The sequence below is a fragment of the Aminobacter sp. MSH1 genome, assembly GCF_003071665.1.
GTDB lineage: Bacteria > Pseudomonadota > Alphaproteobacteria > Rhizobiales > Rhizobiaceae > Aminobacter > Aminobacter niigataensis.
On the sequence record NZ_CP026265.1, the window covers coordinates 181,881 to 207,863 of the forward strand.

At 63.4% G+C, this 25,983-nt stretch carries 28 protein-coding genes; 13 read left to right on the plus strand and 15 right to left on the minus strand.

From position 1 onward, the window contains the following. Positions 1-34: 34 nt before the first annotated feature. Positions 35-1,033, plus strand: coding sequence for a LacI family DNA-binding transcriptional regulator (locus CO731_RS00900; RefSeq protein ID WP_108605535.1), 999 nt, complete (start codon positions 35-37; stop codon positions 1,031-1,033). A 52-nt stretch (positions 1,034-1,085) separates the two neighbouring features. On the opposite strand, the gene CO731_RS00905 is transcribed toward CO731_RS00900, so the two are convergent. The 8 genes from CO731_RS00905 to CO731_RS00940 all read right to left on the minus strand — a co-directional run bounded on the left by CO731_RS00905 (position 1,086) and on the right by CO731_RS00940 (position 8,222). Next, on the minus strand, positions 1,086-1,883 hold the full coding sequence (locus tag CO731_RS00905) for a transporter substrate-binding domain-containing protein (protein WP_108605536.1): 798 nt from the start codon (positions 1,881-1,883) through the stop codon (positions 1,086-1,088). Positions 1,884-1,903: 20 nt separating this feature from the next. Beyond that, complete coding sequence (locus CO731_RS00910; protein WP_108605537.1) at positions 1,904-2,827, minus strand: isoaspartyl peptidase/L-asparaginase; 924 nt, start codon at positions 2,825-2,827, stop codon at positions 1,904-1,906. A gap of 1 nt (position 2,828) precedes the next feature. Next, entirely contained in the window at positions 2,829-3,560 is a 732-nt protein-coding gene (locus CO731_RS00915; protein ID WP_108605538.1) for an amino acid ABC transporter ATP-binding protein, read from the minus strand. After that, positions 3,560-4,231 carry an amino acid ABC transporter permease gene (locus CO731_RS00920; RefSeq protein WP_108605539.1) on the minus strand — a complete coding sequence of 224 codons (672 nt, stop codon included), beginning with the start codon at positions 4,229-4,231 and terminating at the stop codon, positions 3,560-3,562. Before CO731_RS00920 ends, CO731_RS00915 begins: the two co-directional genes overlap by 1 nt. Then, on the minus strand, positions 4,231-4,902 hold the full coding sequence (locus CO731_RS00925) for an amino acid ABC transporter permease (protein WP_108605540.1): 672 nt from the start codon (positions 4,900-4,902) through the stop codon (positions 4,231-4,233). Before CO731_RS00925 ends, CO731_RS00920 begins: the two co-directional genes overlap by 1 nt. Positions 4,903-5,129: 227 nt before the next feature. Beyond that, a complete protein-coding gene (locus tag CO731_RS00930) occupies positions 5,130-6,263 on the minus strand; it encodes a hypothetical protein (RefSeq protein WP_108605541.1) in 1,134 nt (377 codons plus the stop codon). 348 nt (positions 6,264-6,611) lie between these two features. Further along, positions 6,612-7,397 carry a GGDEF domain-containing protein gene (locus tag CO731_RS00935; RefSeq protein ID WP_159091512.1) on the minus strand — a complete coding sequence of 262 codons (786 nt, stop codon included), beginning with the start codon at positions 7,395-7,397 and terminating at the stop codon, positions 6,612-6,614. A gap of 156 nt (positions 7,398-7,553) precedes the next feature. Next, positions 7,554-8,222, minus strand: coding sequence for a thermonuclease family protein (locus CO731_RS00940; RefSeq protein ID WP_245439563.1), 669 nt, complete (start codon positions 8,220-8,222; stop codon positions 7,554-7,556). Positions 8,223-8,521: 299 nt separating this feature from the next. On the opposite strand from CO731_RS00940, the gene CO731_RS00945 reads away from it, so the two are divergent. The 6 genes from CO731_RS00945 (at position 8,522) to CO731_RS00970 (ending at position 16,080) form a co-directional block, all read left to right on the plus strand. Then, positions 8,522-9,454 (plus strand): transglutaminase-like cysteine peptidase, encoded by a 933-nt coding sequence (locus CO731_RS00945; RefSeq protein WP_108605544.1) that lies wholly within the window; start codon positions 8,522-8,524, stop codon positions 9,452-9,454. A 305-nt stretch (positions 9,455-9,759) separates the two neighbouring features. After that, the gene (locus CO731_RS00950) at positions 9,760-11,205 is read left to right on the plus strand and encodes a TolC family protein (RefSeq protein WP_108605545.1); all 1,446 of its coding nucleotides are present in this window, start codon (positions 9,760-9,762) and stop codon (positions 11,203-11,205) included. A 31-nt stretch (positions 11,206-11,236) separates the two neighbouring features. Continuing rightward, positions 11,237-13,372: a type I secretion system permease/ATPase gene (locus CO731_RS00955; RefSeq protein WP_108605546.1), complete on the plus strand. Its 2,136-nt coding sequence runs from the start codon at positions 11,237-11,239 to the stop codon at positions 13,370-13,372. Positions 13,373-13,429: 57 nt separating this feature from the next. Beyond that, on the plus strand, positions 13,430-14,719 hold the full coding sequence (locus tag CO731_RS00960; protein ID WP_108605547.1) for an HlyD family type I secretion periplasmic adaptor subunit: 1,290 nt from the start codon (positions 13,430-13,432) through the stop codon (positions 14,717-14,719). Further along, positions 14,709-15,341 carry a ribbon-helix-helix domain-containing protein gene (locus CO731_RS00965; RefSeq protein ID WP_108605548.1) on the plus strand — a complete coding sequence of 211 codons (633 nt, stop codon included), beginning with the start codon at positions 14,709-14,711 and terminating at the stop codon, positions 15,339-15,341. Before CO731_RS00960 ends, CO731_RS00965 begins: the two co-directional genes overlap by 11 nt. 166 nt (positions 15,342-15,507) lie before the next feature. Then, positions 15,508-16,080 (plus strand): transglutaminase-like cysteine peptidase, encoded by a 573-nt coding sequence (locus CO731_RS00970; protein ID WP_108605549.1) that lies wholly within the window; start codon positions 15,508-15,510, stop codon positions 16,078-16,080. 11 nt (positions 16,081-16,091) lie between these two features. On the opposite strand, the gene CO731_RS00975 is transcribed toward CO731_RS00970, so the two are convergent. From CO731_RS00975 to nth, 3 genes are all read right to left on the minus strand, one after another. Then, positions 16,092-16,625, minus strand: coding sequence for a GNAT family N-acetyltransferase (locus CO731_RS00975; RefSeq protein WP_108605550.1), 534 nt, complete (start codon positions 16,623-16,625; stop codon positions 16,092-16,094). 86 nt (positions 16,626-16,711) lie between these two features. Beyond that, positions 16,712-16,939, minus strand: a complete 228-nt coding sequence (locus CO731_RS00980) for a YdeI/OmpD-associated family protein (RefSeq protein ID WP_108605551.1) — start codon at positions 16,937-16,939, stop codon at positions 16,712-16,714. A 73-nt stretch (positions 16,940-17,012) separates the two neighbouring features. After that, positions 17,013-17,825 carry an endonuclease III gene (gene nth / locus CO731_RS00985; protein WP_108605552.1) on the minus strand — a complete coding sequence of 271 codons (813 nt, stop codon included), beginning with the start codon at positions 17,823-17,825 and terminating at the stop codon, positions 17,013-17,015. A gap of 22 nt (positions 17,826-17,847) precedes the next feature. On the opposite strand from nth, the gene CO731_RS00990 reads away from it, so the two are divergent. From CO731_RS00990 to CO731_RS01005, 4 genes are all read left to right on the plus strand, one after another. Beyond that, positions 17,848-18,342: a DUF2244 domain-containing protein gene (locus CO731_RS00990; RefSeq protein WP_108605553.1), complete on the plus strand. Its 495-nt coding sequence runs from the start codon at positions 17,848-17,850 to the stop codon at positions 18,340-18,342. Between the two features lie 62 nt (positions 18,343-18,404). Next, positions 18,405-19,298 carry a methylated-DNA--[protein]-cysteine S-methyltransferase gene (locus CO731_RS00995; protein ID WP_108605554.1) on the plus strand — a complete coding sequence of 298 codons (894 nt, stop codon included), beginning with the start codon at positions 18,405-18,407 and terminating at the stop codon, positions 19,296-19,298. Positions 19,299-19,393: 95 nt separating this feature from the next. Further along, positions 19,394-20,293, plus strand: coding sequence for a ribokinase (locus CO731_RS01000; RefSeq protein WP_108605555.1), 900 nt, complete (start codon positions 19,394-19,396; stop codon positions 20,291-20,293). 69 nt (positions 20,294-20,362) lie between these two features. Continuing rightward, positions 20,363-20,977: a LysE family translocator gene (locus CO731_RS01005; RefSeq protein WP_108605556.1), complete on the plus strand. Its 615-nt coding sequence runs from the start codon at positions 20,363-20,365 to the stop codon at positions 20,975-20,977. Positions 20,978-21,059: 82 nt separating this feature from the next. On the opposite strand, the gene CO731_RS01010 is transcribed toward CO731_RS01005, so the two are convergent. Next, positions 21,060-22,001 carry a nucleoside hydrolase gene (locus CO731_RS01010; protein ID WP_108605557.1) on the minus strand — a complete coding sequence of 314 codons (942 nt, stop codon included), beginning with the start codon at positions 21,999-22,001 and terminating at the stop codon, positions 21,060-21,062. A 129-nt stretch (positions 22,002-22,130) separates the two neighbouring features. On the opposite strand from CO731_RS01010, the gene CO731_RS01015 reads away from it, so the two are divergent. After that, positions 22,131-22,556, plus strand: coding sequence for an Hsp20 family protein (locus CO731_RS01015; protein WP_108605558.1), 426 nt, complete (start codon positions 22,131-22,133; stop codon positions 22,554-22,556). Positions 22,557-22,618: 62 nt separating this feature from the next. Continuing rightward, positions 22,619-22,876, plus strand: a complete 258-nt coding sequence (locus CO731_RS01020; protein WP_108605559.1) for a DUF1150 family protein — start codon at positions 22,619-22,621, stop codon at positions 22,874-22,876. Positions 22,877-22,973: 97 nt separating this feature from the next. Here the strand turns inward: CO731_RS01020 and ptsN are convergent, their stop codons facing one another. The 3 genes from ptsN to rpoN form a co-directional block, all read right to left on the minus strand. Then, positions 22,974-23,438: a PTS IIA-like nitrogen regulatory protein PtsN gene (gene ptsN, locus CO731_RS01025; protein ID WP_108605560.1), complete on the minus strand. Its 465-nt coding sequence runs from the start codon at positions 23,436-23,438 to the stop codon at positions 22,974-22,976. Positions 23,439-23,503: 65 nt separating this feature from the next. Then, positions 23,504-24,088, minus strand: a complete 585-nt coding sequence (raiA, locus tag CO731_RS01030) for a ribosome-associated translation inhibitor RaiA (protein ID WP_108605561.1) — start codon at positions 24,086-24,088, stop codon at positions 23,504-23,506. 280 nt (positions 24,089-24,368) lie between these two features. Next, the gene (rpoN, locus tag CO731_RS01035; protein ID WP_108605562.1) at positions 24,369-25,904 is read right to left on the minus strand and encodes an RNA polymerase factor sigma-54; all 1,536 of its coding nucleotides are present in this window, start codon (positions 25,902-25,904) and stop codon (positions 24,369-24,371) included. Positions 25,905-25,983 lie beyond the last annotated feature (79 nt).

The following is a 25,983-nucleotide window of genomic DNA, read 5'->3' on the forward strand; positions in this document are numbered from 1 at the left end:
TGGATTTCCAGACCGACACTTCGCAAAGGCAGCAATGGACAGTTCGCGCAAACGACGCACCTCGCCGACCATCGCCGATGTCGCCGAGCTTGCCGGCGTCTCGCGCGCCATCGCCTCGCGGGCGCTGTCGAGCGAAAGCCGCCCGGTGTCGGCCGACAAGCGGGCGCGTGTGCTTGAAGCAGCAGAGAAGCTCGGCTTCAAGCCCAATCTGCTGGCGCGCAGCCTGACCACCAAGACCGTCAATCTGATCGCGGTCATCGTCAACCACATCCACGATTTCTCCGACCTCGATCTGTTCGACCTTCTGATCGGCGAAATCCAGTCGATCGGCAAGCAGGTCATCTTCCTGCGCGTCGGCTCGGTCGAGCGCATCGAGGAATTCCTGCGCAACGGCGTCGCCTACCATGTCGATGCGGCACTGGTATTCTCCGACTTCGCCGACGCCGAAAGCGTGCGCAAGATGTTCCGCAGCGACGACGTCTTGATGCTCAACGGCATGCATGACGGCTCTTCGCCCTCGGTCGTTCCCGACGAGGCCATCGGCATCGCCGAAGCGGTGGCCGACGCCGCCGGCAAGGGGGTCGGCACGGCGGCGCTTGTCACCGGCCGTGTGTCCTCGCCCGTCGAGCAGATCCGCGTCGCCGCCTACAAGGCCGAGATGCAGCGCCACGGCATCCGGCTCGTTGCCGAACTGCGCGGCGACTACTCCTACGCCAGCGGCCGGCAGATGGCGCAGTCGGGCGACTGGCCCGATATCGACGCGGTATTCTGCACCTCGGACGCCATGGCGATGGGCGTGATGGACGTTCATCGCGATGCGTTCCCGCCAAACCAACCCAGTCGCTTCAGGCTCTATGGCTTCGACAATCTGTCACTGACCGACTTCGAGGCCTATCCGATCTCGTCCATCGGCTACGACAAGAAGGCCTATGTCGGCGAGATCCTGCGTTTCCTTACCCAACCGGGCGAATTCGCCGACGGCAATGCCGACGTGACGGTGCCGACCTTTTTCGTGCCGCGCGCGACGTCCTGAACGCAAAACGGGCAGGCCGGATCGCCCCGCCTGCCCGCTGCCTCAGCTTGTCCTACCAGAGCGGGGTCAGCGCCGGCGGGTTGGCGGTTGCACCCCACCACTTCTTGTAGTTGGTCTCGTAGGCGCCGCTCTGGATGTAATCGGACACGAACATGTCGATCCAGCGGACGAAGCCTTCATCACCCTTGGCGACAGCGATGCCAATCGGGTCGTTGGAGTGCAGGCCCGGCAGCGTCACCAGGTTTTCGTTCTTGGTGGCGAGATAGTCGAGCAGCGAGGAGTCCTCGATGGCCGCATCGACGCGCTTCTGCTGCAGCAGCAGAACGCCCTCAGGCGAGAAATTGTCGGTGTAGACGAGTTCGGCCTGGGGTGCCGCATTCTTGATGAAGGTTTCGCCCGTCGAGCCGCGGCCGACGACGATCTTCTTGCCGGCGAGGCCCTCAAGCGAGGTGATGCCGGCATCCTTCTGGACGATGATGCGCAGGCCGGCGCGGTTGTAGGGGATCGAGAAGTCGACCGACTTGGCGCGCTCGAGCGTCGCCGAGGTGTTGGCAACGGCGATGTCGATCTGGCCCGAAACCAGCATCGAGATGCGGGCATCGCCCGACACGTCGACGAACTCGACCGGCACGCCGAGCTTTTCAGCAAGCATGGTGGCAACGTCGACGTCATAGCCGACCGGGTTGTTCTGGGCGTCGCGGAAGCCGATCGGCTCGCCGCCGAGCGACACGCCGATGCGCACGGTGCCGCGCTCGCGGATCTCGTCGATCTTGCCGGCCTGGGCAGCGCCCGTGGCCGCGAGGCCGATGGCAAGCGCCATGCCTGCCAGTTTCGCAATCAGGTTCTTCATTTTCCCTCTCCCTCGGGTTTCTAGGATGTGAACGGTTCGGCGAAGCGATGTTCCGGTTCGGGCAGATCGGTGTCCCAGAACCAATATTTGATCTGCTCTTCGCAATTCAGGCTGACGACCTTGTGGTTGCCCTTGGCGTCCAGCGCATGGATGACGACGCCGGCAAGGAAGCCGCTTGTCAGTTCGCGGAGCTCCTCGATGGCGAGCGCGATCGCCTGTTCCAGCGAATGGCCAAGGCGCATGGCGAGCACGATGGTGCGCGCGGTGCCGCAGCGCATGGTCATCTCGCCGGTATGGGTGCAGGCGGCGGCGCCGAAGCGGCTGTCGGCATAGAAGCCGGCGCCGGGAATCGGCGAGTCGCCAAGGCGGCCCGGATATTTCCACGCCCAGCCTGACGTCGAGGTCACGACATTGAGCCCGCCAAGGCTGTCCTGCGACAGGAACACGGTGGTGTCGCGCACGCGCTCCGGATCGGTGATGGTGCGGCTGAGCGGGGCAAGCGGAATGTCGGGGAACTTCGCCAGTTCTTCCGGCGAAAGCTCCTTTTCCACCCGCTTCCACCAGACGCGCTTGCTCTCTTCGTAGAGCGTCTCGTCGTGGGCGAAGCCTATCTCGGTGGCGAAGCGGCGGGCGCCTTCGCCGGTCAGCATGACATGCGGCAAGCGCTTCATCACTTCATGGGCAAGGGCTGCCACCGGAATGGTGTCGGGCACGGCACCTACCGAGCCGACCTCGCGCGTCGTTCCGTCCATCACGCCGGCGTCGAATTCCATGCGGCCAAGCATGTTCGGCCAGCCGCCGAAGCCGACCGAGCGGACCTTGACCTCGCGTTCGACCTCGCCGATGCCGGCGACCATGGCGTCGATGCCATGGCTACCGCCCTTCAGCAGTTCGACACTCTTGGAGAAGCCGGGCCAGGCCTCGGAATTGGCAAGCAGGATCATTTCAGTCTTTACGCATCTTGGAGAGGAATTGAGCCACGCGCGGCAGCGCCATGCCCTTGTCGGAGAAGAACTCTTCGGTCGGCAGGTCGGCGATGAGCGTGCCCTTGTCGAGGAAGGCGATGCGCGAGGAGATGGAGCGCGCGAATTCGATCTCGTGGGTTACGAACACCATCGTCGTGCCGCCCTTGGCGAGCTTGGCCAGGATCGACAGTACTTCTGACGTCATCTCGGGATCGAGCGCGCTGGTGACCTCGTCGAGCAGGAGATAGCTCGGCTTCATCGCGAGCGCCCGGCAGATGCCGACGCGCTGGCGTTGGCCGCCGGACAGCTGCGAGGGATAGGCGTCGGCACGATCGGTCAGCCCGACCGACTGCAACAGCTCGCGTGCTTCGGTCTCGGCCTGCTTGCGCGGCACCTTCAGCACCTCGACCGGCGCGAGTGCGATGTTCTGCACCGCGGTCATGTGCGGATAGAGATTGAACAACTGGAACACCGTGCCCGAGCGCTTGCGAGCCTCGCTCAGTTCGCGCGGCTTCGAAACGTCGAATCCGTCGACCGTGATCTTGCCGGCATCGATCTTTTCCAGCCCGTTGATGCAGCGGATCAGCGTCGACTTGCCCGAACCGGACGAGCCGAGCACCGAAACGACCTCGCCCTGGCGGATTTCGAGGTCGACGCCGTCGAGCACAGTGGCGGCGCCAAAGGATTTGCGTAGGCCCGATACGCTGATCATCAGAGACCTCTCCATGCCGTGTGCGCCCTGAGCCGCTTTTCAAAACGGCCTCCGGCGTAGGCGACCAGCTTTGCGGTCAGGTAGTAGAGCGCGCCGACGGCGGTCCAGACGATGAACGGCTTGAGCGTGCGCAGGTTGAGGATGTTGCCTACCTTGGTCAGGTCCATCACGCCGATCACCGAGATCAGCGAGGTGACCTGCAGCTGGTTGACCAGGAGGCCGGTGAGCGGGCCGATGGCAAAGGCCGCGGCCTGCGGTGCGATGACCCGGCGCAGGGTCTGCCAGCGCGTCAGGCCAAAGACACGCGCGGCCTCGATCTGGTCGCGGCCGACGGACTCGATGGCCGAAACGGCGATGACATAGATGAAGGCAGCACTGTTGCCGGACAGCGTGATGACAGCGGCTTCGGTCGGTGTGACATTGATCTTGAAGAAGGCCGGCAGGCCGAAGAACACCAAAAACAGCTGCACCAGCACCGGCGAGTTCTTGAGCAGCTCGGCGACGAAGGTAACGATCTGCATCAGCACCGGCACGCGGTAGAAGCGGATCACTGCCCAGGCCGTGCCGATGACGAGGCCGATCAGCGCGGTCGAGACGAACAATGCCAGCGAGACACCAAGGCCTTGCAACAGAAGGATGATGTCGAACGGCGTGAAGTCCCCGTAACGCATCAGACCGCTCCCTCTTGCTGGTGGCGGTTGAGATGGCGGTGCAGCATGCCGATGAGGATCGATACGGCATAGGTCAGCGCGGCGTAGGCGACGAGCAAGACGAAATAGACCTCGAACGGCCTGAACGTGTTCGATGCCACGATCTTGGCCGAGCCGGTCAACTCGTTGAGCGTGATCGTCGACAGGATCGACGAGGTCAGGATCAGGTTGATGAACACCGATCCGAGCGGCCGGATCGAGGCGCGCAGGGCAATCGGCAGGATGATCTTGCGGAAGATTGTACTCTTCCTCAGCCCACTGACCTGCGCTGCCTCGATGATACCAGGGTCGATTGCCAGGATGCCCGAGCGGATGACATCGGAAGTGAAGGCGCCGCCGGCGATAGAAAGCGCAACGACGCCGGTGGTGAAGGCGTCGATGTAGATGCCGATCTCCGGCAGGCCGAAATAGAAGAAAAACAGCTGCACGATGAAGGGGATGTTGCGGAAAATGTCGACATAGACCGCTGCCAGCCTGTTGAGCAGCGGCGAGGCCGAGGTCCGCATAGCACCGACGGCCAGGCCGAGCACAAGGGAACCGATCACGGCAAGCGTGCAGGCCTGCAACGTCAGCCAGGCCCCTTCCAGCAGGAAGGGGATGTGCTTGGCGAGGATCGACAGGTCGAACTTCAAACGGGGCTCGTTCCCAAGAGTGAAACCGGTTTCACTTTGCAAAACGACCAACCCGATGTCAACGCCCGGGCGATCTGCAAATCTGCTTTTTCACACGATGAGCGAAGATCGCGCAGGCGCCGGAACCGCTGTGCTGATGCCCCTCTTTGCAGCCCGCAAACGACAGCCGCCGCCGGGCGAACCGGCGGCGGCTGTCGTTTGTGACCGGCAGTACCTGGGGAACCGCTTCAGTTAGCCGGCACCAGGACAGGCTCCGGAGCCGGCTCGACCACGACTACCGGCTCAAGCTCCGGCTCTGGCGCCGCTGCCGCAGTCTCTGTCGGCAGCGTAGCCTTGATCTCATCGATCTTGCCGTAAGCCTCGCCGACGCCGAGAACATCCTTGGCCCAATCCATCACGTCGTCGTTCAGATAGTCGTCGCCATATTCGGCAACGCGGTTGGGATTGGCTGCCGCCAGCAGAGCCTCCCTCAGATCCGCTTCCGTCGTCCCTTCGGCCGCCGCATCAGCGGTAGCCTGGGCATCGCCTGCGGCCTGATCGGCGGCTGCCAGGTCATCGGCAGCGGCGATTGCATCGGCCAAGGCCTGCTTCTCGGCATTGAACGCGTCGAGCTCCGACGGATCGGCCGGGGGCTCCAGATCGTTCAACTCATCAAGGCGCGCCTGCAGCGCATCCGTCGTCGGATCGGCGATCGGAGCACTGCCGTCAAATGGCTCGATGGCAGCGATGGCCGCGTCGAAGGCAGTCTGCGCCAGTGCTGCCTTTTCGGCCGCAGCGGCGAGCGCCTCCGCTGCCAGATCCGCCTTGGCGGAACTGAGCACGTACTCCCTGACGAGAGCCATGCGCGGCGACTGCGAATTCAGATAGGCGTGGTAATTCCGCTTGAGGGAATTGAGGCCGGCCAGGCGGGCATTCAGGTTCTTTTCCTTGACCGGCTTCACCGCCGGAACCTCCACGGAAGCCGGCAGGACTTTGGCCACAGACTTCGGCTTCTGATTTGCCTTGGCATTCTTCGGCGTCGTGCGCTTTGCGCCGGTGGCGGCCGCCTTCTTGGTCTGCCCACCGCCGAACAACGATTTCATCAGCCCGCCTGCGGAAGCAGTCTGGACACTGCCGCCCGATCTGGTCTTGCCGGCTGCGGACGCTGATTTGCCATTGGACGAGCCACCGCCCCTGCCACCGCTGTTGCCCCGATCGTTGCCACCACCGTTGCCACCTCCGTTACCGCCACCATTCTCGCTCTTGGCATAGGCTGAGGTCTTGGCTATGCCAACGCCGGCCCTAAGGTCGAGCTTGACCGGCAAAGCGCTGATCGCGAGCGCAGAGGCCGCGCTGACAAGAAGCTTCCTGCTGTATTTCACCGGATTTTCTCCCTCTCTCGGTGCAAAGATCGAATCAAGCCCACGCCACATTAGGTTCTGGCCATATGCCCGCCAGCCACTATGTGTTGCAGCGTGAAACGCTTGATGGCGCGATTGCCCGGCGCTCCGCACGCTGCCAATGGTGCGGCGGCGTGCATTGGCGACCGCCATGGCCACACGCCATGGCACGCGCCAAATTCTTCTGCTCCGATGTGTAGAAAAACCACATGGCCTGCCCCACGGCTGCGGGACATTAGGACATGCTGACATTTCAGGAATTATTGCCGAGATCGTTAAAATGCCAACGATCTCGATACATGTCGCGAAGCCACCGCGGCTCCGCCAGCCTCAGGCATTGAGGCTGGGCTTGCCGCCGTCTTCCGACATGTCGGCGAATTCGATGCGGTTGCGGCCGCGCGCCTTGGCCTCGCTGAGGCGGTCGTCGGCATGGCGGAACATATCGTCGAACTCGACCTGGTCTTCGAACAGCACGGCACCGACGCTGACCGACAGAGGCAGTTGCCGAGCACCCGGCTCGAGCACCGTGTCGGAGACTGTGCCGCGAATACGCTCGGCGACGCGCTCGGCGTTCTCGCGGCTGGTACCGGGCAGGAAGATGCCGAATTCCTCGCCGCCGATGCGACCGACCAGATCGCCCGCGCGCACCGAGGCCTTAATCGTTCCGGCGACGCTCTTCAGCACCTCGTCGCCCCAGGCATGGCCGAACTTGGCGTTGATGGCGCGGAAATCATCGATCTCGACGACCAGCAGAGCACCCTGACGGCGACCGCCTGATGCCGAGCTGCCGCGGAAAGCATCGATCAGATTGGCGAAGACGCCGCTGTTGAGGCAGGAGGTGAGCGCGTCGGTCGACGACAGCCGGCTGACCTCGGATTTCAGCGCGCCGAACTTGCGCCGTTCATTGGCAACGATGGTGAGCAGCGGTGCAGCGACCAGACCGGCAACGACACCGGCGCCAATCACGCCGCGCCAGAATACCTGGTCGCCCTGGCCCTGAAACAGGATTGCCGCGGCCCCTGCCGCAACAGCCACGCAAGCGGCCGTGCCGAGCAGCGCATAGCGGGCGACCGGCGCCCAGCTTCGACCCGCATTCCCTGCACCAGAATTGTCCACGCCAGATCCCTCCGCTCTCATGTCGAATCGATCTACCCGTTGAGAATGAAACATTCCCTCCGTGAATACGAACAATTTGACGGATTTGCCGGAAAGTAGCCGAAGCTGGCGCTTTTGAACAGGCCCAAGCCATTTTGCGGCGTCGATTTGTGCCTATCAATCCGGCGGGCCGAACACCCCCATGCCGGCCTTCCGCGCTACCTCTTCGGCCTTTTCATAGCCACCACCGGGCAGCGCATGCGCCCAGCCATTGGAAACGAGCCATGCGCCGACATCCTGCTTGCCGATCCTGCAGGCGGCCGCCACCGGTTGCCGTTCGGCCGGCGGAAACACCTGGCACAGAGGTGCGCGGCCGCGAAGCCAGTATCTGAAGGCGAGCATGGCGCGCTCGCCGCAACGCCAGGCAACCCCCTCGAACCGGCAGGTCTGGCTAGGGTCGATCGCCTCGGCGCCGGCAACAAATATTACGTAGCCCATCGCCTCGAATGAGGCCGAGGATGTCACCACGGGACGATACAGCAGCGTGCCCTCCCAGTCGTCAGGCCCGACCCGCTTCGGCGGCGGGGCAAGCCCGAGATCCCCGAGAGGTGGCCTGGCCTCGATACGCTCCACTTGAAGCCTGGCGACTTCGGGAGGCGCGACAATGTCGGGTGCGATCGATCGGGCCGGGCTCGGCGGCACCTCGGCGACGGCTATTCCAGCGCCCTGATGTCGAGGCGACGGCAACGACAGCGTTTCGGCCGGCACGCTTTCAAGTACCGGCTGCGGCGGCAGATGTACGCTTTTCGCCGCCATGATCGTCACTGCGACAGCGCTGATGGCCATCGCCGCTCCGGCGTGAACCAGCATCCTTCGCGCCATTCTCATAAGACCGGCCCTCGCCCGCACCGGACCGCCAAGGTTTCAGATCTGCTGCTTGCCATCGCCCGGCTGTTCGCACTCCTCCGCTCAAGGTCAACAAGGCCATGGATCGTGCGGCTGCGCCAGCCCCGGACAAAGCGAAGTAGAAAATTCTCGTAAAATTCGATGCAAAGTGTAACTCGAAGATTATCTTCTGATTACCTGCGTTCCTTTCCGATAATTTGAGACGATGTTGCTAGCTTTCACCAAAATAGGTGGGCGACATGAAAGCAACACTATCTAACGCTTCGAAGTTCGGGTTGAATATCCTTGCGGCAACGGCATTTCTTGCCGCGGCACTGCACGGCGCCCATGCCAGCCAGGATTCCGATACCGGTGCTTCCGCCGCCAGTCAGCCACACGCCACACGGCTTCTCGGCGGCCTGATGCTGCTGGAACCAACTGCGGCCGCGGTTGCAAACAAGCCTTTCCAGTTCGGCCAGGACTTCGACGGCTACGGCCTGGCCGTGCGCACCGCTTCGCAGGTGGACGTCACTCCCGAGGGCATCGACCCGATCAAGACGGCTGCCATCGTGCCCGGCGTGTTCGGCTCGGTCGCCATTCCGATGCGCAACTTTCCCGTCGCCGGCCGCTGGGCCAAGGTCTACAGCAAGATAGGCGACTGTGCCGACGCGACCAACTGCGGCAAGCGCGGTGCCGCATTCGCGGCCGTCGCAACTGGCGCCCGCGACAAGAAGTTCATGGACAAGCTTGCCAGCGTCAACCGCGCCGTCAACACGATGATCACCTACCGCAAGGACGACGCGGTCTACGGCAACCTCGATTATTGGGCGAAGCCGGCGGAAATACTGTCGCGTGGCGTCGGCGACTGCGAAGACTACGTCATTCTCAAGATGGCGGCGCTGATCGAAGCCGGCGTTCCGGCGCGCAGCATGTCGCTGGTTGTACTTCAAGACACCGGCCGGGGGGTGTTTCACGCAGTCCTGTCGGTTGCCACCCAAAGTGGAAACTTCATCCTCGACAATCTGAGCAACACGGTGGCCAGCGACGGCGCCTACAGGAGCTATGTTCCGCTCTATTCGTTCAGCACCGACCGCGCCTGGATCCACGGCGCGCGGCCTGGATCGGCGCAGATCGCTTCTGCAGGCGGCAATTTCGCAGCAATTGCTCCCGGAGAGGGGCCCCAGCCGCAGTAGGCGCAGGCGCTAGAATCGCTTGGCCGATTCCAGCAATTGCCGGTTGGCCCCCAAACCGCCAGCCGCCCCACCCGCGGCAGCCCTGTACACAACCCCGGCGTTTATTACGAAAGTCCGATTTAGCAACTGGATATGTAGTATTTTTGCACCAGTGCTTTCACCAAATAGCATAAATCCTCATGATTCAGCATATGGACAATCAAATTGCTGTCGATTTTCATGCGCTGCTGGATAATTGCTCACGGCGGGTACGTATAGGGATCCTGGCTGTGACGAATGTCGGGATGGAGTGGGGGAGAGTTTAGATGCAGTTGAATTTTGGGCGCTTTGCGCAGCGGCTGGCGGTTTTGTTGGCAGCGACCGTGCTATCGGGCAATGGCGCGAACGCGCTGTCGCTGAAGGAAGCGATGGCGGTGGCCGTCGAATCCAACCCCGAGATCGGCCAGGCCGTCGAGAACCGCGAAGCGATCGAATTCGAACTGCGGCAGGCGAAGGGCCTCTATCTCCCCAGCGTCGACCTGGAAGCCTCGACCGGCGTGCGCCGACTCGACAACCCGTCGCGGCGCGCCCTGTCGATCGAAGACGATGCGCTCTATCCATCGGAAGCCGGCGTCGTCGTCACCCAGAAGCTGTTCGACAACGGCGCACGCCGCGCCGAACTGACCCGCCAGGCATCGCGCGTCGACGGCGCATCCTTCCGCGTTCTCGAGCGTTCGGAATTCATTGGCCTTTCGGTCGTCCAAGATTACCTCGAATACGTGCTGCAGGCCCAGATCGTGGGCGAGGCCAAGCGCAATCTCGGCTTCCACCAGTCGATCCTCGGCGACATCCGCGAGGGTATCCAGGGCGGTGCGCTGACCGACGCCGACCGCCAGCAAGCCGAAGAACGCCTGTTCGCCGCCAAGGCGCGCGTGCAGGAAGCGTCCGAGGAGCTGGAAGCGGCCAAGATCCGTTTCTTCAAGACCGTGGGCAAGCCGCTGGTCAGCCCGTCCAAGCCCGGTTCGGTGGCCAAGGCCCTGCCGCGTTCGCTCGATGATGCCATCGGCCTCGCCCGCCGCAACAATCCGCGCATCCACATGGCCAGCAGCGACATCGACGCCGCAGCTTCGCTGGTCGACGCAGCACGCGCCAAATACGGCCCCGAGGTGGTAGCGGAAGGCCGCGCCCGCGTCGGCAACGACATCGACGGCTCCGCCGACGAGACCAACGACCTGCAGGCCCGCCTGGTGTTGCGCTGGAACCTCTATCGCGGCGGCATCGACAAGGCCAACGAGCAGGAACAGATCCGCCGCGTCAGCGAGCAGCGCCTTGCCATGCATCAGGTGCAGCGCGAGATCGAAGAAGCCGTGCGCATTTCCTGGGATCGCCGCTTCCGCCAGGCCGACCTCGCCAAGACGCTGCGCCAGCAGGCCGTCGCCAATGACAGGCTGGTGACCTCGTATCGCGAGCAGTTCAAGGTCGGCCAGCGTTCGCTGCTCGACGTGCTCGACGCGCAGAACACGCGCTTCAACACCGAGACCCTTGCAAATACCGCATCATTCGCGTCGTTGTTCGCCGAATATCGGCTGCTCGCAGCGACTGGCCAGTTGCTGAAGACCATGAACATCGCACCGGCGAAGCAGGCTGCCGCCTACGCCCGCACCGAGTTCAACGTGCCGGCGACCGCCGACACCGAGACCTACGCACGGACGCCTTCGGAACAGGTCAACGACATGCCATTCGACCTGCTCGCCCCGGTCAGAAAGAAGTAGGGTGTCTGCCTGACGGCAGGCCCCGTCCGTCATGAACCAGCAGACGCATATCCAGACTCCGGTCGAAGCGTTCAAATCCTGTTTTTCGGCTGTGGCTGCCTATCTCGGTCGCCCCAGTGCCGAGACAGTGCTGTTTTCCGGCGTGCCGATCTCGGAGACGAGGGTCGAAGTCCAGGAAATCCGCCACCTGGCCGAACGTATCGGCCTGGAAACACAAGAGTTCGAACATCGCGACTTCGTGCGCGGCCGCTTCGACCTGCCGGCCATCGTCTTCCGTTCCAACCGGCTGCCCATCGCCATCCTGGCCGAGCAGAGGGATGGTGCGGAGTTCCTGACGGGACCGCAGGAAGATGGTCGCACCTCGATCTCGCGCGCCGAGTTGATGGGCGTGCCGATATCAGGCGGCGTCGGCTTCTCCATCACCTATGCCAATGCCGCCGAGGACATGACCGTCGGCACCGCGGCGAAGATAGAGCGCCCGCACTGGCTGTACGGCACGCTCGGCGCGTTCTGGCGGTCCTATTCGCGCGTGGCGCTGGCGGCGATCTTCATCAACCTCCTGGCCATCGCCTCGCCCATCTTCACGATGAACGTCTACGACCGCATCCTGCCCAACAAGTCGATCTCGTCGCTGTGGGTACTGGCGATCGGCGTGGCAACCGCCATCCTGTTCGACCTGCTGTTGAAGACGGCGCGCGCCGCGCTCATCGACCATGCCGGGCGCAAGGCCGACCTGCGCATCTCCTACATGCTGTTCGAGAAGGTGCTGAACACCTCGCTCAGCGCGCGCCCCGCCTCCACCGGCGAATATGCCAACCGGGTGACGCAATATGAGTTCGTGCGCGAGTTCTTCACCTCGAACACGGTCAGCACCTTCATCGACACCGCCTTCGTCTTCATCTTCCTGCTGGTGATCTATGCCGTGGCGAGCTGGCTGGTGGTCATCCCTGTCATCGCTTTCATACTGGCCGTTATCATCGGGCTGGTGGCGCAACAGCGCATCGGCAAGCGGGTCGCCGCCTCGCTGAACGAAGCGTCGCAGCGCCAGTCGCTGCTGGTCGAGTCGATCTCGACGATCGAGACGATCAAGTCGCTGCGCGCCGAAGCCTACCTGCTGCGCAAGTGGCGCGAGCATTCCAAGAATGCCGCCAACACCTCCGAAAAGATCAAGGAGCTGTCGGCGGCGGCCGCCAACATGACGCAGTTCATCCAGCAGATGGTGACCGTGGCCCTGGTGGTCGCGGGTGCCTATGCCTTCGACAGCGGCGCCATCTCGACTGGCGCCATCATCGCGGCCGTCATGCTGTCGGGCCGCGCTGTGGCACCGCTCGGCCAGTTGGCCATGACCCTTTCGCGCTTCCGCCAGGCGACGCTGTCGCTCAAGGTGCTGAACACCATCATGCAGCAGCCGGAAGACCGGCCCGACACGGTCGGCTTCGTCAACCGCCCGATCCGGGTCGGTGCGCTGACGCTGCGCAATGTCGGCTTTGTCTATCCCGGTACCGAGACCGAGGTCCTGACGGGCGTGAACCTGACGATCAATCCCGGCGAGCGCGTCGGCATCATCGGCCGCATCGGCTCCGGCAAGACGACGTTCGGGCGGCTGGTCGGCCGGCTCTACCTGCCGACGACCGGCGAGCTGCTGCTCGACGGCATCGACATCCGCCAGTACCACCCTTCGGAGGTCCGCTCCGCCGTCGGCATCGTCGCCCAGGCCGGCGACCTGTTTTCCGGCACGATCAAGGAAAACCTGCTGATGGCGCGGCCCGAAGCCAGCGACGAGGAAATCATCGATGCCGCCAAGCTGGCCGGCGTCGACGACTTCGTCTCACGCCATCCGCGCGGCTACGACATGAATGTCGGGGAGCGCGGCACCAACCTGTCGGGCGGACAGAGACAGGCCGTGGCGATCGCCCGGCTGCTGATGACGAAACCCAAGATCGTGTTCCTCGACGAACCGTCCGGCTCGATGGACCTTGCGTCCGAGCGCCAGCTGATAAAACAGTTGAAGACCGCGTTCAACGACAAGACCACGCTGATCATTTCGACCCACCGCTACAGTATGCTCGAGATCGTCGACCGCCTCATTGTCGTCGAACAGGGCCGTATAGTTGCGGATGGTCCCAAGGAAAAAGTCATTCAGGCACTGCAGAAGCCAAATAGCTGAAGGCAGTCGGTTTGACAGTGTGATTATATTGAACACGTTCAATATAACGGGGCATTGATGATAGCCAGAGAAGATAGACCGCCATTTTTCGCGTCGGCAGCGGTGCTGATCATCGCGGCATTGTTCGTGGCGTTCGTCGCCTGGGCCTCGTTTGCCGAGGTCGACGAGATCGCACGCGGCGAAGGCAAGGTCATTCCGGCATCCAAGACCCAGATCGTGCAGGCTAGCGAAGCCGGCGTGGTCCAGGAAATCGCCGTCCAGGTCGGCCAGGTGGTCAAGAAGAACGACCTCATCGTCCGGCTCGACAACACCGTCAGCACTTCCAGTCTGGGTGAACAGCAGGCCAAGGCGCGCACGCTCGGCGCACGCATCGCCCGCCTCAAGCAAGAACAGGAAGGCCGGATCGCCGAACCGCTGGCCTGCCCTGAAAACCTGATGCAGACCGCGCCCCAGATCTGCGAGAACGAACAGAAGCTCCTGGTGGCGCGCCGGCAGAATTTCGACACCAAGCTCAACGTGCTGAAATCGCGGCTCGACCAGCGCGAAAAGGAACTCAACGAAGCCAAGGTCAACGTAACCAGGCTGACGGAAAGCCTTGCGGTCAGCGACCGGGAGGCGGCGCTGGTCAGCTCCATGGTCAAGCGCAACCTGATGGCCAAGACCGAGCAGATCCGCGTCGACCGCGAGCAGACCGAAATGCGCGGCCAGCTCAATCTCGCCGACGAGACGATCAAGAGAACCGCGGCAGCGATCGTCGAAGCCAAGCTCCAGGTCGACGAATTCGGCCTGCAACTCCAGCAGGAGGCCCTGGACGAACTGACCCAGGCGCTGGCCGAGCTTTCGGTCGTCGACGAAACCATCCGCGGCGCCACCGACCGCGTTGCCCGCACCGACATCCGCTCGCCGGTCGATGGCATCGTCAACACGCTCGACGTCAATACGCTCGGCGCCTTCGTGCAGCCCGGTGCCGTGGTCGCGGGCATCGTGCCGACCTCCGAGACCCTGCTGGTCGAGGCCCGCGTCTCGCCGCGCGACGTCGCCTTCATCCGTCCCGACCAGAAGGCGCTGATCAAGGTCTCGGCCTATGATTTCTCGGTCTTCGGCGGCCTCGACGGCAAGGTGCAGACCATCACCGCCGACAGCCTGGTCGACCAGAATACCGGCGAACCCTATTACCAGGTTCGCGTCTCGACCGACCGCTCGGCGCTGGAAAGGGACGGCAAGTCCTATTCGATCATTCCTGGCATGATCAGCACGGTGGAGATCATCACCGGGCGGAAGACCATCCTGAGCTACCTGCTCAAGCCCATCAACAAGGCACGCGACGAGGCGCTTCGTGAACGATAGCGCCACCTCGCCCGAGAGCCACGGAATCCACGTCTTTTCGACCGACGATCTGACCACCGATTTTCGCGTCGTCGTCCGCCTGGGCACCCGGCGCGGCATCAGGCTCGAGCGACTGTTCTGGAACACGCTGCGGCAACTCGCCGAACACAACCACCTGACCATCGGCGAGATGGTGGAGGTGATCGCGCAGGCCAATGGCGATACCGCAAACCTCGCCTCGGCGATCCGCGTGGCCTGCCTGCGCTGGATGTCCGACCAAGGTGCAGCGCTCGGCAAGCTGGCCTCGCTGCGCACGATCAATGCCATTCTCGGCGCCTGCCCGGCGCCGGCCTTCGCGCTTTCATCGACCAAGAAGATCCTGACGTTCAATCCCGCTTTCCAGCACCTGGTCAGGCGCCAGCTGCCCGTCGGGTTCGGCGAAGACGCGCATCGCGATCTCAGGCTCTCGCTCGATCTCAACGTCGCCGACATCTTCGCCAAGCTCGACGCCAATGACGGCGTGCCGATCGCCAGCGGATTTGTCATCAGCGCCGCCGAGCGGCGTTACCGCGGCCAGCTCAACATCGTCCGTGCGCCGATAAAGACGCCAGAACTGCTGCTTTGCTTCGTGGTCAACGGCTAGGCGGGCGACAAAAGCGCCCACCTGATGTCCGGTTAGTTCAAATTGTAATGACCTCGGCAACAATTTGTCAGCCGCGCCGCTATCGCTTTTGACAGAGTTTTATTTTAGCAACCCCTCATTAATCACCCTACGTCATTCTGAAATCCACACATCGGGGATATCTGCTGTGAAACGCTTCATTGCGCTGATCGCATTCTCGTCTTTGCTTGCCGGAATCCAGGCAGCCCAGGCCGGGACCACCATGGAAACCAAGGGCAAGGCCTTCGCGCCGCCCGCATTCGCCTCCTTCTGCGGCCGTGAACCCGGCCTGTGCAGCACATCGGGCGGTAAGAAGGTCGTTGCGCTGCAAGCCGACCTGAAGTCGGAGCTCAAGCAGGTCAACCGCGCCGTCAACTCGCGCATCAAGGAACGCAACGACAGCGGCGACGACTGGCGCGTGCCGGTCGCCTATGGCGACTGCGAGGACTTTGCGATCCTGAAGAAGCGCGAATTGCTCAAGCGCGGCTGGCCGGCCTCGGCGCTGCTGCTTACCGTTGCACGCTACCGCGGCGAGGGTCACACGGTCCTGACCGTGCGCACCAGCGAAGGCGATCTGATCCTCGACAATCTGACGAGTTCAATCCGCGACTGGTCGAGCACGCCCTACAGCTATTTCGCCCGCCAGGCACAAGGCAACGGCAGCCGCTGGGAGCGCATCGGCACGGCCAAGCCGATCCTGTCGACGGCGTTCGGCGGCTAGCTCTCCGAACGTCAGCCCTGACGTTCGAGCAGGATCGTCGGCTCGCCGTGATAGGTGCTCCGACCGATCTCGCGGTAGCCGTTCTTCTCGGCAACGCGCAGCGAAGCGCCATTGGCTGGATCGATGATGCAGACCGTCCGGCCGCCAAACCGGCGGTCGGCCCATGCCACGAAGGCGCCGACCGCTTCGCTGGCCATGCCCTTGCCGTGCATCTCGGCGACGAAACCCCAGCCTGCTTCCGGGATGCCTTCGATCGACGGCACGATGTCGCGCTTCAGATCGTGGAAGCCGCCCTCGCCGATGAAGCGGCCGGTAGCCTTTTCCTCTACCGCCCAGAAACCATAGCCGATCAGCGACCAAGAACCTGCATGACGCAGGAAGCGCTGCCAGCTTTCCTCGCGCGTGCGTGGCTTGGCGATGAAGCGCGTGACCACAGGATCGGCCCACATCGCGGCATAGGCCTCGAAATCATCAAGCTTGTGCGGCCGCAGGATCGTGCGTTCTGTCTCGATGACAGGAATGTCGGCAAGGGCAAAGGCGGTCATCGATCAGGCTCCGTGAAACAGGACGCGGGTCTATCACGGATGACGGATGAGGCAGCAGGCCAGAACGCGCCGATAGTGCCTGCCAGCTAGCCTTTCCAGGCCATCCGCATGTAGACGCCGCCGCGCTCAAGCTCTTCAAGCATCTGGTCGAGCCGCTTGCATCGCGTCTCCGCGCGCTTGGCGCGCTCGATCCAGCCGAGATAATCGTTGCGCTGGTAGTCCGGCCGCGCCTCGTAGGCCGCAAGCACGCCGCGCGAAACGAGCTCGCTGCGGATCCAGTCCGGCATCGGGTTGATGTCGCGCCTCAGGGCCATCGGCGAAATCTGCGGGCTGTGCGCCCGACCGTCAACCGGGAGGGCATCGCTCTGCTGACAAGACAAAAGGCGGCTACTGAGCCGCAACCTCCGCTTCAGCGCCTTCGATCGGGTCGATGTCGTCGAGTGGCACCAGCGGGGCCGGCTCGCTCGTGCTCTTTTCCGGTGACTTGCAAATGTCGGCGATGACGCAGCGCCAGCAATCGGGCTTGCGCGCCTTGCAGACGTAGCGCCCGTGCAGGATCAGCCAATGGTGGGCGTGGCGCATGAATTCGTCTGGGATGATCTTCACCAGCAGCGCCTCGACCTGGTCCGGCGTCTTGCCGGGCGCCAACCCGATGCGGTTGCCGATACGCAGGATATGGGTGTCGACCGCCATTGTGTGGTGGCCGAATGCCATGTTGAGCACCACGTTGGCGGTCTTGCGGCCGACGCCCGGCAACTCGACGAGCAGGTCGCGATCGTCGGGCACTTCGCCGCCATGGTCGCGGATCAAGGCTTCCGAGAGCGCAATCACGTTCTTGGCCTTGTTGCGCCACAGGCCGATGGTGCGGATGTGCTGGCCGACCGTCTCCTCGCCCAGCGCAAGCATCTTGTGCGGCGTGTCGGCAATGGCGAAGAGCGCCCGCGTCGCCTTGTTGACGCCCGCATCGGTCGCCTGGGCCGACAGCACCACCGCCACAAGCAGGGTGAAGGCATTGACGTGCTCGAGTTCGCCTTTCGGTTCCGGTCGCTGGACCGCGAAACGGCGGAAGATCTCCCGGATTTCATCCGACGAGTAGAGCGACCGGCGGCGCGCCGTGCGCGGCTTGGGCTTGGCCTTCGAAGCCTGGCCAAGGCCTGCAGGTGCCGTCCGCGCAACATCTTTTGTCTTGGGGTTTTTCATGGCCTCTCTATAATTAACCGGCATGAGCGAGACAAACGCCACTTTCGCCGCTGACGAGCCCTTCTTCAAGGCGTTGCTTCTACCGCACCGGTCGCTCGGGCGCACCGGCTTCATCATCCTGATGGGCGCATTGCTGTTCGGCTGGATCGTCACCGGCGTGGTGTTCCTCAGCAATGGCGCATGGCCGATATTCGGTTTCTTCGGCCTTGATGTCGTAGCCCTTTACGTCGCCTTCCGCCTCAACTACCGCGCCGCCCGCGCCCGCGAGGAAGTGAGCGTGTCGCGCACCAGCCTCGACATTCTCAAGACCGCGCCGTCCGGCAGGTCGGAGCGCTTCCACTTCAACCCGTTCTGGGCGCGGTTTGCCATATCCCGCCATGACGAGATCGGCATCACCGGTATGGCTGTCGAGTCGCGGGAGAAGAGCGTTTCGATCGGCAGTTTCCTCAATCCCGACGACCGCGAGAGCTTTGCCACCGCGTTTTCGCGCGCTTTGGCCACGGCACGGACACGGTGAGCAGGAATCGGGTGGGAATTCACGATCCGACAGCCGATATTGGCGTTCAAGGAGACATTGCCATGAACGCCCAGACGAGAATGAGCCCCATCGCCACCCTGCAACAGGACATCACGCCCGTCGGCGCCGAATATGAAACCGTGCGACGGGTGATCGAAAAGATCAGCCTCGACTATCGCGACCAGCCTTCGCTCGAAGCATTGGCTGACGAAGTCGGCGAGACGCCGACCGGCCTGCAGAAGCTGTTCAGCCGCTGGGCCGGGCTGTCGCCGAAGGCCTTCCTGCAGGCAGTGACGCTCGATCATGCGCGCAAGCTGCTCGATGGCGGCCTGCCGCTGCTCGAAACATCGTTCGAACTCGGCATGTCCGGTCCGGGACGCCTGCACGACCTGTTCGTCACCCACGAGGCGATGTCGCCGGGCGACTACAAGACACGCGGCGCCGGGCTCACCATCCGCTACGGCTTCCACATCTCGCCCTTCGGCGTGGCGCTCGTCATGGTCACCGACCGCGGCCTTGCCGGCCTGTCCTTCAACGACGCCGGCGAAGAACGCGAAGCCTTTGCCGACATGGCCGGCCGCTGGCCCAACGCCACCTATGTCGAGGACATGAGCGCCACGGCACCTTACGCGGCACGCATCTTCGACCCGGCGCGCTGGCGTCAGGACCAGCCGTTGCGCGTGGTGATGATCGGCACCGATTTCCAGGTTCGCGTCTGGGAGGCCCTGCTCAAGATCCCGATGGGCCGGGCCTGCACCTATTCGTCGATTGCCTCCGAGATCGGCGCGCCGAAGGCCAGCCGCGCCGTGGGCGCCGCCGTCGGCGCCAACCCGCTTTCCTTCGTGGTGCCCTGCCACCGTGCGCTCGGCAAATCAGGCGCGCTCACCGGTTATCACTGGGGCCTGACGCGCAAGCGCGCCATCCTGGGGTGGGAAGCCGGCCAGGTCGCGCGATGATGTCGCGCCGTCTCGCCGTCCGGCAAATGACGAGACGGCATCTGGCAAGTGCCCGCGACACAGGATAGTTTCCGCCGAGTTTTCAGGAGACTGTCGTGATCACCGTTGTCGGATCCATCAACCTCGACCTAATCGCAACCGTAAGCCGTCTTCCCGGTCCCGGCGAGACAGTTCCCGGCGCCGATTTCAAGTCGGCGCCCGGCGGCAAGGGCGCCAACCAGGCGCTCGCGGCAGCGCGTGCGGGCGCCCAGGTGCGGATGGTCGGCGCGGTCGGCAAGGACGCCTTTGCCGGCGAGGCGACGGCCTATCTCAAGGCGGGCGGCGTCGACCTCGGCGGCGTCGCCGAAATCCAGGCAGCCACCGGCATCGCCCTGATCCTGGTCGGCGGCGACGGCGAGAACATGATCGCCGTGGTGCCCGGCGCCAACGGTTCGGTGGTGCAGGGCGATCTCAACAAGGCGCAGTTCAAGAAGGGCGATGTCGTGCTGCTGCAGCACGAGATCCCGCTGCCCACCGTGGATGCGGCGATCGATGCGGCGCGCAAGGCCGGCGCCATAACCATGCTCAACACCGCACCCTTCCGCGCGGAAGCCGCGAGTTTTGTCGGCAAGGCCGACTATGTCGTCGCCAACGAAACCGAATTCGACCTCTATGCCGAAGCGCTGACCCTGCCCGCCGGCGAACGGCGGCAGCGCATGGGCGAGTTCGCCCGCCGCACCGGCGCGACCGTCATCGTCACGCTCGGCGGCGACGGCGTGCTGGCAGCCAAGGGCGACGAACTTGTCCAGGTCGACGCGCTCAAGATCACGCCGGTCGACACTGTGGGCGCCGGCGACACTTTCTGCGGCTATCTTGCCGCCGGACTGTCGGCCGGGCTTGAGCTGGAAGAGGCGCTTCGCCGCGCCGCCGCGGCCGGCTCCCTCGCCTGCCTCAAGCCAGGCGCCCAGCCGGCGATCCCGCTTGCCGCAGAGGTGGACGCAGCACTGAAGGGTTGAGTTTCCCTCCGCTGGACACGCAGGATTTCCGCGTGCTTACTTGCGGGCGACAGCCGAAGGAACGGAAAAATGTCGCTCGAACTCTATGTCGCCTATGTCGTTGCATGTATCGTCATCGTGCTGATCCCGGGGCCGACCGTCACGCTGATCATCGCCTCGAGCATCAGGCACGGCACGCGCGCCGGGCTCGCCAACGTCGCCGGTACCCAGATCGGCGTGGCGATGATGATTGCCATCGTCGGCATCGGCCTCAACTCGATGATCGAGACGATGGGCCACTGGTTCGAATGGGTCAGGCTACTGGGAGCCGCCTACCTGATCTGGCTCGGCATCCAGATGTTCCGCTCCAGCGGCAAGCTGGAAGCGGACGGTATGCCCAGGCGGCCGCGCGGCGGCTTCTTCCTGCAGGGTTTCCTCGTTGCCATCTCCAACCCCAAGACGCTGATCTTCTTCGGCGCCTTCATCCCGCAGTTCATCGACCCGACCGCCAATTATGCCCAGCAGATCGTCATCATGGGCGTCACCGCCATGGTCTTCGCCGCGCTGTCGGATTCCACCTATGCAGTGGCCGCCGGGCGCGCCGGCAGGTTCCTGTCGGCCCGGCGCCTGAAGCTGATGACCCGCATCAGCGGCACGTTCCTTGTCGGCGGCGGCGTGTGGCTGGCGTTCTCGCGAGCCAAGTAAGGCAAAGGCACCATCAGACGTGAAAGGGGCGGCTCGCGCCGCCCCTTTTGCTTTGCCTGCCCGTGTCGGAGCGGAAAAACGGCTAGAGCCTGCCCAGACGCTCGACCAGCAGCGCGAAGAAGCCGTCATGGTCGATGTCGCGCATGACGATGGCGTTTTTCGGCCGCTTGGTGACGCCCCACCAGTCGACGACGGTCATGCCCATGGTCAGTTCCGAGGCGGTCTCGACGGTGACGTTGCAGTGGCGGCCCTGGAACAGCTCAGGCTTGATAAGGTAAGCGATGACGCACGGATCGTGCAGCGGACCGCCGTCGGTGCCATATTTGCCTTCGTCGTAGCGCTCGAAGAATTCAAGCATCTGTGCGGTGGCAAGGCCGACCTTGGTGTCGAGCTTGCGGAAAGAGTCGATGCGCTTGGTCGTGGTCAGCGCCTTGTGGGTGACGTCGAGCGGCATCACGACGACCGGAACGCCCGAGCGGAACACGACGTCAGCGGCGTGCGGGTCGACATAAATGTTGAACTCGGCCGAAGGCGTGACGTTGCCGCCTTCGAAGAAACCACCGCCCATCAGCACGATTTCCTTGATACGCGGCGCAATCCTGGGCTCGCGGATCATGGCGAGGGCGATGTTGGTCAGCGGGCCGAGCGGGCACAGCGTGATGGTGCCGGCTTCCTCGCGCATCAGCGTCTCGACCAGGTAGTCGACAGCGTGCTGCTCCTGCAGCTTCATGGTGGGTTCGGGCAGGTCGGGGCCGTTGAGGCCGGTCTTGCCATGAACTTCCTCGGCGGTGACGAGTTCGCGGATCAGCGGGCGGATGGCGCCGGAATAGACCTTGACGTCGGGGCGGCCGGCCAGTTCGCAGATCTTGCGGGCATTCTTTTCGGTCAGCTTCAGCGGCACGTTGCCGGCAACAGCGGTGATTCCCAGGATATCGAGTTCGGGGCTTCCGAGCGCCAGCAATATGGCGACGGCATCGTCCTGACCGGGGTCGGTGTCGATGATAATCTTGCGCGGTACGGGCATTTTCTTTCCTTGTTGGGCAGGTTTTTGCAGTCTTGAAGTTGCCGACGGGGCGGACCATATCAACAACTGTCGGAAAAATGCCATCCGGGTTTTTCCGCATTATGTCGCTCTCGGAGGACAAGCTGTAACATGAGCCGTATGACGCCCTTCTCGAGCCCGCTGCTTCTGGGCTTCGACACGATGGAAAAGACGCTGGAGCGCCTTGCCAAGTCGGGCGACAGCTATCCGCCCTACAACATCGAACGCATCCGGGATGCCGACGAACGGGGCGAAAGGCTGCGGATCACGCTGGCGGTGGCGGGTTTTGCCGAAAACGACCTGGAAGTCACCGTCGAGGAGAACCAGCTCATCGTGCGTGGCCGACAGGGTGACGAAAAGGAGCGCGAGTTCCTGCATCGGGGCATTGCCTCGCGGCAGTTCCAACGCTGCTTCGTGCTGGCCGACGGGATGCGGGTGATCGCGGCCGACCTGAAGAACGGTTTGCTGTCGGTCGACCTCGACCGACCGGAAGCTGAACGCCTGGTACGAAAAATAAACATATCGGTAGCAGAATAAACACTGCCGAAGCTCTCATGCGGGATGGCCATCATGGCATCCAGGCTAGAAGGAGGCTGAAAATGCCCAGTACTGACCAGAGACACACCATGACCACGGGTGAACTCGCCCATCTCGGCGAAGGCTCCGTCGCCTATCTCCGGAAGGTTTCCAGCGACGACCTGCGCGGCCGTTTCCCAGGCCTGACGCAGATCGATCCCGGCCTTGAGCTGTGGGCGCTGTTTGCCGCCAATGGCGAGCCGATCCTGCTGTCCGATGCCCGTGACCGCGCCCTTGCCGGCGCCATGGAAAACGATCTGACGACCGTCGCCATCCACTAACCTTGCAGGGGTTGTCGGCCCGGCAGGCCTATGTGACAGGCGAAACGGAAAAGGGCCGCAAGACGCGGCCCTTCCAAGCTTTTTCCAACAATCGAAATCAGGCGGCGTGCGACGCAGGCGTTTCCGACAGCAGCGCGTGTATGGCCGACGAATCCCGGGTGCCGCGAATCTTGGCAACCGTGTCGGCATCGCGCAGCACACGCGCGATGCGCGACAGTGCCTTGAGATGATCGGCACCGGCGCCTTCAGGAGCCAGAAGCAGAAAGACGAGGTCGACCGGCTGGTCGTCCAGCGCCTCGAAATCGACCGGCGTTTCCAGGCGCGCGAAGACGCCGGTAATGCGCTTCACCCCTGCGAGCTTTCCATGCGGGATGGCGATGCCATTGCCGACACCGGTCGAGCCAAGACGCTCGCGCTGTAGGATGGTGTCGAACACCTCCCGCTCGGGGATGCCGGAAATCGCTGCGGCCCTTTCGGCGAGAAGTTGCAAAAGCTGCTTCTTCGAGTTCGCCTTCAAGGCCGGCATGATCGCCGGTACCTCGATCAGATCACTCAGATCCATGCTGAAATTCCCTTGCTGTGCTCACCGCCGCATTACCCCAAATCCCCACATGCGGTCGGCGGCGACTATCCCTGAGCGACCTTTGCGGTCGAGGGATCTATCCAGCCGATGTTTCCATCAGACCGGCGGTAGACAATGTTGAGTTGCTCGTTGCCGGCATTGCGGAAGACCACAACGGGGCTGTCCTTGGTGTCGAGCTCGATGACCGCAGAAGCCACCGACATGGTCTTCAGTACCATCGTCGATTCGGCGACGATGGCGGGTGCGAAATCCTCGGGCACGTCTTCGTCGTCATCGACGAGGGCTGCCACCACCGAGTAGGCAATGTCGGTCAACTCGCCGTTGCCTGCACCCATATTGTGTGACTTGAGCCGGCGCTTGTAGCGCCTCAAGCGGGTTTCGAGCTTGTCGGCCGCCGCGTCGAACGCGGCAGTCGGTTCCTGGGCGTCTCCGGTCGCTTGCAACGACATGCCCGAATCGAGCCGCACCACGCAATCGGCGGTGTAGCGCGAGCCGGCCTTCACGACGTTGACGTGTCCGGAAAATCCACGATCGAAATATTTGCCGATCGCTTCGCCGATACGTCCTTCGATGCGCGCACGAAACGCATCGCCGACATCCATGTGCTTTCCTGAAATACGCAGGCTCATCTGAAAACTGACCTTTTCTGTTCAGACTTCAAACTGGTCCGAGTTTATACCCGTGGCCGATGCAAACAAGCGTTGCCTCGCTTGCCACACCGAATTTAAGTCCGAACCTGTCGGCTGATCTTGGGCCACCACCCGGCAGCCGCTGGCTCGTGTCGCAAGCCATCCTGTGCCGCATCTTTCCTTGGCGGGCTCAGCCCTCTTCATGCGGGCGGGCTTCTAGACACTTCATTAGGGATTGTCAATCAAGGGCCCGGATCGGCCCAAATACACCGCTTTTCGGCTAGTTCGCGGTACCTGCTATAGCGCGCTTTTCGCGCCGGCGCTGCACCGACGAGGCGATGTTCATGCCCTCACGATATTTTGCGACGGTGCGGCGAGCGATGTCCACGCCACTTTTCTTCAAGATATCCACAATGGCATCGTCCGAAAGCACGTCGGCGACCTGCTCCTCCTCGATCATCTGTCGAATCCGGTCCCTGACTGCCTCTGAAGAGTGGGCCTCGCCGCCCTCGGCAGACGCGATCGAGGCGGTGAAGAAGTAGCGCAGTTCGAACACGCCGCGCGTCGTCAGCATGTATTTGTTGGCCGTGACGCGGCTGACCGTCGATTCATGCATGCCGATGGCGTCGGCGACCGTGCGCAGGTTGAGAGGCCTGAGATGGCGCACGCCATGGACGAGGAAGGCGTCCTGCTGGCGGACGATCTCGGCGGCGACCTTGAGGATGGTCTTGGCGCGCTGGTCGAGGCTGCGCGTCAGCCAGTTGGCATTCTGCAGGCACTCGGAGAGGAAGTTGCGCTCGCCTTGGTCCTTGGTGCGGCCCGTCACCTCGGCGAAATAGACCTGGTCGACCAGGACGCGTGGCAAGGTCTCGGGGTTGAGTTCGACGGCCCAGCTGCCGTCGGCGGCCTGGCGCACCTCGACGTCGGGCACGATGGTGTCGGCAGCACCTCCGACAAAGCCGCCGCCCGGCCTGGGGTCGAGGGCACGGATCTCGGCCAGCATGGCGAGCAGATCCTCCTCGTCGACGCCACAGATGCGCTTGAGGCTCTGGAAATCGCGCTTGGCCAACAGTTCGAGATTGTCGACCAGTGCCGCCATCGCCGGATCGAGGCGGTCGCGGCGCCCAAGCTGGATGCGCAGGCACTCGGCAAGGTCGCGCGCAAACAGGCCAGCCGGATCGAAGCCCTGGCAGCCGGCAAGTACCCTCAGCACAAATGCCTCGTCGACGCCGAACCGGCCGGCGATCTCGACAGGCTCGCCTCGGAAGTAGCCCGCCTCGTCAAGCCAGTCGGTCAATTCGGAAGCGACCAGCCGCTCCGCCAGATCGACAAAGGCGAATGAAATCTGCTCGCCGACATGATCGCGCAGTGTCACTGCTGCAGCGGCCATATCCTCCATGTCGAAGCCTTCGGACGAGCCGCCGGAGCTGGAACCGGCGGAGGCCGACTTCCACTGCATGGCAAGGTCCGGGCCCATTCGCTCGACGGCACCGGGATCGTCGGGAAACAGGTTCTCGAGCGAAGTGTCGAGCTTTTCGGAGATGGCTTCGGAACTCCAGCCGGCCTCGCCTTCGAACCAGTCGTCGCTCGGCGCAGCGTTGGCCTCGCCTTGCGTTTCAATCTTCGGAAACTGGTCGCCGGGCGCGTCTTCGGGCGCTTCGGCGCGTTCCAACAGGGGATTGCGCTCGATCTCGTCGTCGATGAAACGCTCAAGCTCGGTGTGGGTGAACTGCAGCAGCCGGATCGACTGCATCAGCTGGGGCGTCATCACCAGGGACTGCGACTGCCGTAGCTGTAGTTTTGCCGACAGCGCCATTATCTGAGGTAACCGATCCCGACCCAGGACGGCCGAAAACCGGCACGCCTACCAGCGTAGATAGAACTGGCCCAGCTTT